The sequence below is a fragment of the Micromonospora sp. NPDC048894 genome, assembly GCF_040649765.1.
GTDB classification, from domain to species: domain Bacteria; phylum Actinomycetota; class Actinomycetes; order Mycobacteriales; family Micromonosporaceae; genus Micromonospora; species Micromonospora antibiotica.
Map to the genome: position 1 here is coordinate 321,075 of NZ_JBEZFY010000008.1, position 10,938 is coordinate 332,012.

The 10,938-nt window shown below is 72.7% G+C and carries 9 protein-coding genes; 6 read left to right on the forward strand and 3 right to left on the reverse strand.

Going from position 1 to position 10,938, the window contains the following annotated elements:
• The first annotated feature begins 13 nt into the window (after window positions 1–13).
• Together AB0C22_RS20110 and AB0C22_RS20115 are read left to right on the forward strand one after the other, a co-directional pair.
• Window positions 14–142 carry a hypothetical protein gene (locus AB0C22_RS20110; RefSeq protein WP_255597893.1) on the forward strand — a complete coding sequence of 43 codons (129 nt, stop codon included), beginning with the start codon at window positions 14–16 and terminating at the stop codon, window positions 140–142.
• A 135-nt stretch (window positions 143–277) separates the two neighbouring features.
• Window positions 278–976, forward strand: coding sequence for a hypothetical protein (locus AB0C22_RS20115; RefSeq protein WP_357536323.1), 699 nt, complete (start codon window positions 278–280; stop codon window positions 974–976).
• Between the two features lie 13 nt (window positions 977–989).
• Here AB0C22_RS20115 and gabT read toward each other — a convergent pair whose 3' ends face one another.
• Together gabT and AB0C22_RS20125 are read right to left on the reverse strand one after the other, a co-directional pair.
• Window positions 990–2,261 (reverse strand): 4-aminobutyrate--2-oxoglutarate transaminase, encoded by a 1,272-nt coding sequence (gene gabT / locus AB0C22_RS20120; RefSeq protein ID WP_219467374.1) that lies wholly within the window; start codon window positions 2,259–2,261, stop codon window positions 990–992.
• A 5-nt stretch (window positions 2,262–2,266) separates the two neighbouring features.
• Window positions 2,267–3,703 carry a gamma-aminobutyraldehyde dehydrogenase gene (locus tag AB0C22_RS20125; RefSeq protein WP_219467378.1) on the reverse strand — a complete coding sequence of 479 codons (1,437 nt, stop codon included), beginning with the start codon at window positions 3,701–3,703 and terminating at the stop codon, window positions 2,267–2,269.
• A gap of 143 nt (window positions 3,704–3,846) precedes the next feature.
• On the opposite strand from AB0C22_RS20125, the gene AB0C22_RS20130 reads away from it, so the two are divergent.
• A complete protein-coding gene (locus AB0C22_RS20130; RefSeq protein ID WP_219467380.1) occupies window positions 3,847–5,286 on the forward strand; it encodes an aldehyde dehydrogenase family protein in 1,440 nt (479 codons plus the stop codon).
• A gap of 16 nt (window positions 5,287–5,302) precedes the next feature.
• Here AB0C22_RS20130 and AB0C22_RS20135 read toward each other — a convergent pair whose 3' ends face one another.
• Window positions 5,303–6,526, reverse strand: coding sequence for an SUKH-3 domain-containing protein (locus AB0C22_RS20135; RefSeq protein WP_219467383.1), 1,224 nt, complete (start codon window positions 6,524–6,526; stop codon window positions 5,303–5,305).
• A gap of 74 nt (window positions 6,527–6,600) precedes the next feature.
• Between AB0C22_RS20135 and AB0C22_RS20140 the strand changes: the two genes are divergently transcribed.
• From AB0C22_RS20140 to AB0C22_RS20150, 3 genes are all read left to right on the forward strand, one after another.
• Entirely contained in the window at window positions 6,601–7,032 is a 432-nt protein-coding gene (locus AB0C22_RS20140) for a YbaB/EbfC family nucleoid-associated protein (RefSeq protein ID WP_308291022.1), read from the forward strand.
• Complete coding sequence (locus AB0C22_RS20145; RefSeq protein ID WP_219467389.1) at window positions 7,025–7,369, forward strand: hypothetical protein; 345 nt, start codon at window positions 7,025–7,027, stop codon at window positions 7,367–7,369. The genes AB0C22_RS20140 and AB0C22_RS20145 overlap by 8 nt, the downstream gene beginning before the upstream one ends.
• A 15-nt stretch (window positions 7,370–7,384) precedes the next feature.
• On the forward strand, window positions 7,385–10,938 hold a 3,554-nt coding region (locus AB0C22_RS20150; protein WP_357536328.1), incomplete at its 3' end, for a toxin glutamine deamidase domain-containing protein.

Consider the following 10,938-nt stretch of genomic DNA (forward strand, 5'->3'; position numbering starts at 1 on the left):
CACGCCGGGCCGGGTGAGTCAGATCGAGAACGGTGATCTGGACGTCAACGAGGTGGCGACGCTGAGCAGGTATGCCGCCGCACTCGGCGCACGCCTGCGGATCATCTTCGACTACGGCAACGATCTGCGGCAGATCGCCTGAGCGGAGCCGTCACACTCCGTCGACATCGACGGCACTCTCGCCTGGTGTCCGAAACTTTCCTGACAGTGGAACTGAACGGGGAGCGCTCCCGGGCCGTATCAGCCGATGCAGGCAACGGCGACGACGGGAGACGTGGTGAAGGTGCAGCGCAAGCACGTACTGGCGGCGGGGGTGGCGGTGGTCGCCACGGCGGTGGTGGCGGTGGGGACCGGATTCGGGTTCGCCGACACCACGTCCGCCCGTCCGAGCCTCTGCTCCGGGTCGGTCACCTTCTCCGCCGAGGGCGGGGACCCCGCCGCGACAAGTGACCGGTTCCCCGTGGGCACACGGTTGCGGGTGACGAACCTGGACAACGGCAAGGTGGCGACGGTGTCGGTGAGTGGGCCGTCGGGCAGTTGTGTGCTGCTCAACGCCGCCGCGATGGACCTCGTCCGGGAGCCCGGCAAGAACGTGATCCGGCGCAACGTGGTCGAGCGGGTCGGCGTCGACGCGCCGGCGGCCCCCGCCCCCGGCGAGACCCGGCCCGGTGCCGCCCAGCCGCCGGCCACCCAGCGGCCGACGACGCCACCGGCGACCGGCGTGGCTGCCGGGCGCAGCGCGTGCAGTGGCCCGGTCACCTTCTCCGCCGAGGCCGGCGCAGCCGCCGCGACGAGCGACCGGTTTCCGGTGGGCACACGGTTGCGGGTGACGAATCTGGACAACGGCAAGGTGGCGACGGTGTCGGTGAGTGGGCCGTCGGGCAGTTGTGTGCTGCTCAACGCCGCCGCGATGGAGCTGCTCCGGGAGCCGGGCAAGAACGTGATCCGGCGCAACCTGGTGGAGCTGGTGCGCTGACGGCCGTGGACGGTCAGCCGAAGGCGGCGTCCAGGATGTCCAACCCACGGGCCAACTCGCCGTCGGAGATCACCAGCGGCGGCAGGAACCGCAGCACGTTGCCGTAGGTGCCGCAGGTCAGGGTGAGCAGGCCGGCAGCGTGACAGGCCGCCGAGACGGCACTGGCGGCGGCCGGGTCCGGCACCAGGGTGCCCGGCCGGACCAGCTCCACCGCCAGCATCGCGCCCCGCCCGCGTACCTCGGCGATCCGGGGGTCGCGGGCGGCGACGGCGCGCAACCGGTCGGCGAGCACCGACCCGATCCGCCGGGCGGCGGCGGCCAGGTCCAGCTCCCGCATCGTCTCGATGCTGGCCAGGGCCGCCGCGCAGGCGATCGGGTTGCCGCCGTAGGTGCCGCCGAGGCCGCCGACGTGCACCGCGTCCATCAGCTCCGCCCGGCCGGTCACCGCCGCCAACGGCAACCCGCCGGCGATGCCCTTGGCCAGGGTGACCAGGTCCGGCACCACGCCCTCGTGGTCGCAGGCGAACCAGTCGCCGGTACGGCAGAAGCCGGTCTGGATCTCGTCGGCGACGAACACCACCCCGGCCGCCGTCGCCCACTCCCGCAGCGCCGGCAGGAAACCCGTCGCCGGTACGACGAAACCGCCCTCCCCCTGGATCGGCTCGATCAGCAGCGCGGCCACGTTCTCCGCCCCGACCTGCTTGTCCACCAACTCGATCGCCCGCGCCGCCGCCTGCGCCCCGGACAACCCGCCGTCGCGCAGCGGGTACGACATCGGCACCCGGTGGATCTCCCCGGCGAACGGCCCGAACCGGTGCTTGTACGGCATGTTCTTCGCGGTCAACGCCATGGTCAGGTTGGTCCGGCCGTGGTAGGCGTGCTCGAAGACCACCACCGCCTGCCGTCCGGTGGCGTGCCGGGCGATCTTCACCGCGTTCTCCACCGCCTCGGCACCCGAGTTGAACAGCGCCGACCGCTTCTCGAAGGTGCCCGGGGTCAACGCGTTGAGCTGCTCGCAGACCGCCACATACGACTCGTACGGCGCGACCATGAAGCAGGTGTGGGTGAACCGTTCGACCTGGGCGCGTACCGCCTCCACGACGCGTGGGGCCGAGTTGCCGACGCTGGTGACCGCGATGCCGGCGGCGAAGTCGATCCACTCCCGCCCCTCGACGTCGACGACCGTGCCGCCGCTGGCGGTGTCCACGTACGAGTCGATGACGCTGCCGACCCCCCGGGCCACGGCGGCACCCCGCCGCCGGTGCAGCTCCGCGCTGGAAACCATGGGGATCAGCCCTCGATGTGGTGCATGACGTGCTTGATCCGGGTGTAGTCCTCCAGGCTGTAGACCGACAGGTCCTTGCCGTGCCCGGAGTGCTTGAAGCCGCCGTGCGGCATCTCCGACACGAACGGGATGTGGGTGTTCACCCAGACACAGCCGAAGTCGAGCCGGCGGGTCATCCGCATCGCCCGGCCGTGGTCACGGGTCCAGACCGAGGCGGACAGGCCGTAGTCGACGCCGTTGGCCCAGCGCACCGCCTCGTCCTCGTCGGTGAACCGCTGCACGGTGATGACCGGGCCGAACACCTCCTGCTGGATGATCTCGTCGGCCTGGCGTACCCCGGAGACCACGGTGGGGGAGTAGAAGTAGCCGCGCCCGCCCACCCGCGCGCCACCGGTGTGCAGGTCGGCATGATCGGGGAGCCGGTCGACGAAGCCGCTGACCCGGGCGAGCTGGTTGGCGTTGTTCAGCGGGCCGTAGAGCACGTCGGCGTCGTCCGGGGCACCGGTGCGCGTGTTGCGGGCCTGCTCGGTGAGGGCCGCCACGAAGTCGTCGTGCACACCGGGACCGGCCAGCACCCGGGTCGCCGCGGTGCAGTCCTGGCCGGCGTTGAAGTAGCCGCCCGTCGCGATCGCCTCGGCCGCCGCCGCCACGTCCGCGTCGTCGAAGACCACCACCGGGGCCTTGCCGCCCAGCTCCAGGTGGGTCCGCTTGAGGTCCGGCGCGGCGGCCGACGCGACCTCCATGCCCGCCCGGGTCGAGCCGGTGATCGACACCAGCTGCGGCGTCGGATGCGCCACCAGGGTACGACCGGTGTCCCGGTCGCCGCAGACCACGTTGAACACCCCCGGCGGGAAGAACTCGGCGGCGATCTCGGCCAGCAGCAGCGTCGACACCGGCGTGGTGTCCGACGGTTTCAACACCACCGTGTTGCCGGCCGCCAACGCCGGGGCGATCTTCCACACCGCCATCATCAGCGGGTAGTTCCACGGGGTGACCTGCGCACAGACCCCGATCGGCTCCCGCCGCACGTACGATGTGTGCCCGGCCAGGTACTCCCCGGCCGAGCGGCCCTCCAACATGCGGGCCGCCCCGGCGAAGAACCGGAACTGGTCCACCGCCGGCGGCAACTCCTCCTCGGCGGTGAGCTGCCGCGGCTTGCCGGTGTTGCGCACCTCCGCGTCGACCAGCTCGGCGGCCCGCGACTCCACCGCGTCGGCGAGCTTCAGCATCGCCCGCTGCCGCTCGGCCGGGGTGGTCTCCCGCCAGGTCTCGAAGGCGGTGGCGGCGGCCCGCATCGCCGCGTCCACGTCCGCCGCGCCGGAGACGGGAGCCTGGGCGAAGACGTCACCGGTGCAGGGGTCGATCAGATCGGCGTGACCGCCGTCCACCGGGTCGACGTACGCGCCGTCGACGAAGTTGCGCAACTGCTGCTGGTCGCTCATGGTGAGGTCTCTCCAGGGGTGGCTGGGAGTCGGAGTCAGCGGAGGTAATCGCAATCTGACTGCCATCTTGGCTACCGAATTCGCGGCAGACAAGGGCTTGAGCGACTGTTTCCGTGCGGCTGCGTGTCGTCTACGCTGCCGACGTGGAGCCGAGAGCGTTCTGGGTCGCCGGTCGTGCCGTCCACGGCGACGACGAGTTGACCGTCACCCACCCGTACGACGGCCGGGCGGTGGGGCGTACCAGCTGGGCCACGCCCGACCAGGTCGAAACCGCCGTCGCCGCGGCGGCCAGGGTGGCGACGGAGGCCGCGGCCCTGCCCGCACACGTCCGGGCGGCGGCCCTCGACCACGTCTCCCGGGAACTCGCCGCGCGGGCGGCCGAGGTGGCCGACCTGATCACCGCCGAGAACGGCAAGCCCGTCACCTGGGCGCGAGCCGAGGTGGGCCGGGCGGTGTCGACGTTCCGCTGGGCGGCCGAGGAGGCCCGACGGTTCTCCGGCGAGATGCAGCGCCTCGACACCGACCCCACCGCGACCGGCCGGATCGCCCTGGTCAGGCGGGTGCCCCGGGGGCCGGTGCTGGGCATCACCCCGTTCAACTTCCCGCTCAACCTCGTGGCGCACAAGGTCGCCCCGGCCCTCGCGGTCGGTGCGCCGATCATCGTGAAGCCCGCCCCGGCGACACCGCTGTCCGCGCTGCTGCTCGGCGAGATCCTCGCCGGCGCCGACCTGCCGGCCGGGATGTTCTCGGTGCTGCCGTTGCCCAACGACCGCACCGCCGACCTGGTCGACGACCCCCGGCTGCCGGTGGTGTCGTTCACCGGCTCCGGGCCGGTCGGCGCGCAGATCCGCCGTCAGGTGCCGGACAAGCACGTCACCCTGGAACTCGGCGGCAACGCGGCGGCGGTGATCTGCGCCGACTGGTCGTCCGACGCGGACCTGGACTTCGCCGCCCGGCGGATCGCCACCTTCGGCAACTACCAGGCCGGGCAGTCCTGCATCGCCGTGCAGCGGGTCCTCGTGCACGAACACCACCACGACGCCTTCCTGCCCCGGCTGGTCGCCGCCGTGCGGGCACTGCGCACCGGCGACCCCACCGCCGAGTCGACCGACGTCGGGCCGCTGGTCTCCGTCGAGGCCGCCCAACGGGTCGAGGCGTGGGTCGACGAGGCCGTCGCCGCCGGGGCCACCGTCGAGACCGGGGGCCGCCGCGACGGCGCCAGCTATCCACCCACCGTGCTGACCGGGGTGCCGCCGTCGGCCAAGGTCTGCGCCGAAGAGGTCTTCGGGCCGGTGCTGGTGGTGGCGTCGGTCGACAACGACGACGCCGCCTTCGCCGCCGTCAACGACTCGGCGTACGGGCTGCAGGCCGGCGTGTTCACCCACCGGCTCGACGTGGCGTTCACCGCCGCGCGGGTGCTGGAGGTGGGCGGGGTGATCGTCGGCGACGTGCCGTCGTACCGGGCCGACCAGATGCCGTACGGGGGCGTCAAGGGCAGCGGCGTCGGCCGGGAGGGCGTGCGGTCGGCGATGGACGACTACACCGAGCCGAGGGTGCTGGTGCTGACCGGGATGCCGCTGTAACCCCGGCACACCCCTCTCACCAGCTGCCGTCGTCCCGGACCCGGGGCGGGGCGAGACCCAGGAGCAGGGTGGTCAGCGCCGTGTCGACGTCGTCGCCGAGGAACCACTCGCCCGCCTGGTCCAGTGCGAAGACCCGGCCGTGCTCGTCCACCGCCAGGATCGTGTCCGGATGCCCCGCGCCGATCGGGAAGAGCCGTACGCCGAGCACGGCACCGAAGTCCGCCAGGGTGGCGGCGGTGTAGGCGGCGTGCACGGGGTCGATGGAGAACCGCGAGATCCAGACCTGCCGCCCGGGACCGCGCCGACCGGAGGCAAGCCCCGGAAACCTGGTGAGGGCGTTCAGCGCGGACGTGAGATCAGGATGTCGGGGGGAGATCTCCCTCGTTTCCGCGATCGCCTCCTCGGCAAGGCCATCGTCACCGAACCCCGGACGCCAGCCGGCGCTCACCAGCGCGTCGGCCACCTCCGGCGCGAACCGCCCCGGCTCCGGCGCGGCCTGCCTGTCCGGCTGCCACTGCCGGGTGAACGCGAGTTCGGACCAGCCGAGGACCGCGAAGTGCACCAGGAAGTTGAGGCAGGAGTCGCACGGGCGTTCCGCCGGGCCGGCCTGCGGATCACCCGGCTCGCGGGCCAGGAACACGTCCATCCCGGTCGCCAGCAGCAGCGACTCCGCCTCGCGCATGGTCAGCGGGGGCTGGCCGGCGGCGGCGCGGCGGTGGTCGTACTCGTGCAGGACGTCCGACACGACGACCATCTCGGCGTGCCGGTCGCCTCCGCGTACCAGGTGCCCCGGGGGCAGCTCGTCCAGGTAGGCCCGGACCAGTGGGTGGTGCCGCACCGCCACGTCGCCCTTGACGCCGTGACCGAGGTAGGTGCGGCCCTCGACGGTCAGGTGCGCCACGGTGGCGGGCGTCGGCAGCCGACGGATCTCGCGGAGCAGCAGGCTGGCCGGGTCGACGGTGCGCGGGGCGGGGGTGCCGGTGGGGCGGCTGCGGCGGTACATCTGCTGCACCACGGCCGCCGGCACCCGGGGCCAGGTGGTGACCTCGCCGGTCTCCTTGTCGACGACGGTGGTGGGCAGGTCGCCGGGGTCCGTGTCGACCGCGCGGTCGACGGTCGACCTGATCACGTAGCCCAGGTCGAACTCGTCCAGGGTGGCCCGGCACTCGTGGCCCAGGCGCTGCGAGTCCCGCCGGGCCCACACGTCGGCGAGTTGCTCGGCCTGTTGGCGATCGATCACGGCCCGAAACTACCGGACCCCACGGAATCGTGGCACCCGGTATGGTTCGCCTGACTGACGGTGACCGGGGGAGGGTGGCCTTGGCCGAGAGGGTGGACCGCGACGCGAACCAGGCGCTCCGGGCGCGGTTCGACGAGGTGTACGGCCAATACCGGCGGTTGCGGTCCGGTGTGGACGAACTGGGGTCCGAACTGGCCGCACTGCGTGTCACGGAGCGGTCGGACGACGGCCAGGTCACCGCCACGGTGGGTGCCCGTGGCGAGCTGATCTCGGTGGAGCTCACCGGCGAGGTCTACCACGACCGCGATCACCACGCGCTCAGTCGCAAGATCACCATGACGGTGCACCGGGCCTGCGCCCGGGCGGCCACGGCCACCCAGGAGTTGGTCGCCGCCCATCTGCCGGCCGGCTCGGGGTCGGTGGAGTTCCTGCGTACGGGCGACTTCGGCGCACTGTTCGGGCGGGCCGACGCGGTGCTCCGGCGGGAGGACGAACGGCATGGGTGAGGGGCAACTCTGGCTCGATCCGGCCCGGGCCCGGTGGGGCGGCACCGACCTGCACCTGGCCGGTGAATCGGTGTCGGCCCGCCGCGTCACCCTCGGTGGGGAGATCACGGCGGCCAGCGCACCCCGCCCATGGGGCCGGGACGACATCGGCGCGGCCTTCGAGAAGAGCTACCGGTCCCACGAGGAGACCCTGCTGCGTGCCTGGGCCGGGCTCGGCCGAGCGTTGCAGGGGCTCGGCACCGACGTGGTCACCTCGGTCGACGCCAACCTACGGACCGACGCGGCCAGCGGCCGGCGCTTCGACCGGGTGGCCGACCCTCGTGACCGTCGGCACTGACCTGCGGGGGAAGCCGTGACCGTGCTGCCGAGCCCGATCCCGCACCCCCTCGACTACAGCCCCTGGGACCTGCCGGGCTGGGCCTACGAGGCGCTCGACTGGGTGGTCGGCGTGGAGTGGCCGGAGGGAAACGAACGCGCCGTCTGGGACCTCGCCGACCAGTGGTACGCCGTGGCGGGCGCGTTGGCCGGCCCTCGTGCCGACGCGATCGCCGCCGCCACCGAGGTACGCGGCGGCTACGGCGGGACCGGCGCGGTCCCGGAGGCGTTCGAGGCGGCCTGGCGACGGCTCGCCGACGGCGACGAGGCTCCATTGTCGGTGCTGCTCGCGGTCAGTACCGACCTGGGTCGCCTGGTCGAGGAGTGCGGCTGCGACATCGAGGCCGCCAAGCTCGAGGTGTGGATCGAACTCGGCATCCTGGTCGTGGAGCTGCTCGCGCTCGCCGTCGCCGCCGCACTCACCGCCGGGGCCGCCTCACCGGCGGCCGGCGCGGCGGTCACCGCCAGTCGGCTGGTAATCCAGCAGATTTTCCGCCGGCTGATGGCGCAACTGGCCAAGAAGGCGCTCCGACAGGGCCTCAAGGAGGCGGGCGAGCGGGCCGCCAAAGAAGTGGCCCGGGACGGGATGCGTGGGCTCGGCAAGCGGGCGGTCAAGGGGGGCCTGTTCGAGGCGGGACAGGAGGGCGGCGTCAACCTCGCGACGCAGGCGTACCAGAACTCCACCGGTCGCCGGCACGGCCTCGACCTCGCCGATCTCGGTGCGTCGGCGCTCGGTGGGCTGGCCGGTGGTGCGGTCGCACCACTGGCCGGGCTGGGGCGGCACGCCACCGGGCGGGGGGCCCGGGTCGGTGAGCACCTGGGCCGGGAGATGACCGGCGAGGTGCTCGCGGAGGGCGCGGCGGGGCTGGCCACCGGCCAGGGAGCGTTGTCGCCGGAGGACGCGGCCCGGGCGGCCGTCTCCGGGGTCGGCGGTTCGGCGACCGCGCAGGCGGACGCCGCGCTGCACGCCCGCCTCGACGGCCGGCTGCACTCGTTGGCCGACGCCACCCAGGTGCCGGCGGCCTTCCCCGTCCCACCGTCGCCGGTGCCGGCCGGTACCGACCAGGCATCCCCGGCCGGCGATGCTCCTGCGCGGCCGGCCGCCGACGCTTCCGTGCCGGGACCGGCGACATCCTTCGGCCCCACCGTCGTGGCCGGTGACGGCTCAGGCACTGCCGTCGAGACGCCGTCGCCCCGCGATCCGCAGGTGCCGCCCGATCCCAGCCGGGCCGCCGCTGCCGTCGGGCCGGTGGACGGGCCGGCGGGAGCGGGCGCAGTGACGCCCCCGGCCCCACCGGCACCCGAGGTCGACCACGTCACGGGCGCGGCTCCGGCGTCGATCGTGGCCGAGTCGACGCCGTCCAGCCCCACCCTGTCCTCGGTCGCTGCCGATCAGGTGACCTCCCCGCTGACGGCAGGTCGAGCCGCTGAGGTGGCGCCGACGAACGCGGCGGTCACCGCACCACCCGGGCCCGACTCCGGGCAGGGCACCCCGCCCGCGAGCGTGACGACAGCGGGCGGAGCACCGACGGCAACCGCTGCGGCGTCACCTACCGCAGACCCCTCTCCTGGACGCACGACGTCGGCCGCTTCCACAGCCGGCGTTCCGCTGGGGCCGGCACCCGCTGGGTCGGTGGGGCCGGCACCGACGCCGGGGCTCCCGACCCACGGCAGCGCACCGGACACTCCGCAGGCTGCCCGGGAGAGGCCGCCCGGCGTAGCCGACCGCGATGGCCGGCGGCAGGGCGACAGGCGTTTCCCGCTCCTGGAGGCACTGGCCCCCGGGCCCGTGGACCCGCCGGCCACCGACCCGACCCCTCCGACACCAGATCCGGACGACGAGCCACCGCGCCCGAGAACTCCCCGGTGGTACGCCGCGAAATGGGCAGCCGAACGGGAGGCGCTCGACCGTCGCCGCTATCAGGGTTACTTCGAGGCACAGCGACACTGGTTCGAGGATCGGCGACGTAGGGATGACGCCGGCTTCCGGCGAGAGGTCGCCCGCGAGCACGAAGCGAGGGCACAGCGTGCTGCTCGCCGGGCGAACCACCTACAGCGCGAAGGCCGTCTCGAACTGGCCAACTGGTATCAGCAGATCGCGAGTACCGAGCAGGCGGACAGCTATCGAGAATTGGATCTGGCCTCGGCGATCATCGACGGCCGGGTCTTTCCCACGGATGTCGTCATCGGAGATCCTGCTGACTTCTCCCGCATCAACGACGACGTGGCCGAGTTGGCCACCGGTGGGGTCGAGACGGGCGACAGGTCGGCGCTCACCGGCGACGACGATCCGCCGCCCATCGACCGCTCCCGCCGGTACGGGCAGTTCGGTGGGTTGCGGCCACCGCTGGCCCTGCACCAGACCGACCTCGAACGGCAGATGCCCCGGCAGCCGGACGGCAGCGTGGTGCGTACCCCTGATCCCCGGCGGGGCGGGTGGTTCGCGCTGGCCAACGACGGTGGCCCGCAGGCCGACCCGACCCGGGGCATCAACTGCCTGGACTGCACCTTGTCCCTGTTCGAGACGTGGGTGCACGGTCGACCCAGGGTGGCCGCGCCCCGTACCTTCGACGGCTACCTGCAAGGCGACATCCGGCGTCCGGTCAACGGCGAGGCCGGCGGACCCGGCCGGGTCGAGGAGGTCACCGGCGGACGGTTCCAGAAGCTGTTCGCCGTCGCCGACGGTGTCCCGCCGGGGCCGGCAGACCTGCGCCAGTCCGTCGAACGGGGCTACCGCAACCTGCACGACCAACTGGTCCTGGGAGGTCACGGCAGTTACGCCTTCCTGATCACCGAGTGGGAGAACGGCGGCTCGCACGCCTGGGTGGCGCTCAACCAGAACGGGACGGTGCTCTATCTCGACCCGCAGGCGGGAACGGTCCACGAGCGCCCCCTCTACGCCCACGCCGGCCGGCGGCACCCCGACAACGTCGTTGGTATCGACGCGCTGATCCTCGGCGGAGACGGCCACCCGATGCCGTTGGCCGGGTTGGCGCGGGGGCGGTTCAGCGCCCTGCCCGACCTGCCCGAGCACCCGCCGGCACCCGACGACGAGCAGGGGTACGGCGACCCGTACCTCAACCGCCTGCACCTGCTCGACGGGCCCGGTGGCTCGGACCGCACGGCGGACGCCCAAGATGACGCGTCGGAAACGAGTGGTCAGGGCGTACAGCCGGCGGACGTGTTCGCCGAACTCTCCGCGCATGAGCGTAGGGTGCTTGACAGGCTTCATGAGCAGGCGGCGGTGGTGGCCGACGATGTGGAGAGCGCGCTCTCCCGGGTAGGCAGGGCACTGGGATCAGATGGTGCGGTCGAACTGCGTGACCAGGAGTTCCGGTTGAAGAGTCCGCTGTCTCTGGCCCGTAAGTTCCTCGACGAGGCACGTGCAGTCGGCGTCTCGGTGGAGGAATTCAGCGGTGAGGTCAACGACGTTCTCAGAGGACGTCTGATTCACGTATTTTGTGTGTTTTGTGGTTGTGGGGTTTCTCGCCAGGTTGGGGTGGTTTCGGTGGTGAGGCGTTTGGCGAGGTT

Bases quoted from the DNA above. Each gene is read 5' to 3' on its own strand.
- gabT (WP_219467374.1), bottom strand. From the start codon at position 2,261: ATGGTTTCCAGCGCGGAGCTGCACCGGCGGCGGGGTGCCGCCGTGGCC.
- AB0C22_RS20125 (WP_219467378.1), bottom strand. From the start codon at position 3,703: ATGAGCGACCAGCAGCAGTTGCGCAACTTCGTCGACGGCGCGTACGTC.
- AB0C22_RS20145 (WP_219467389.1), top strand. From the start codon at position 7,025: ATGGGTGAGGGGCAACTCTGGCTCGATCCGGCCCGGGCCCGGTGGGGC.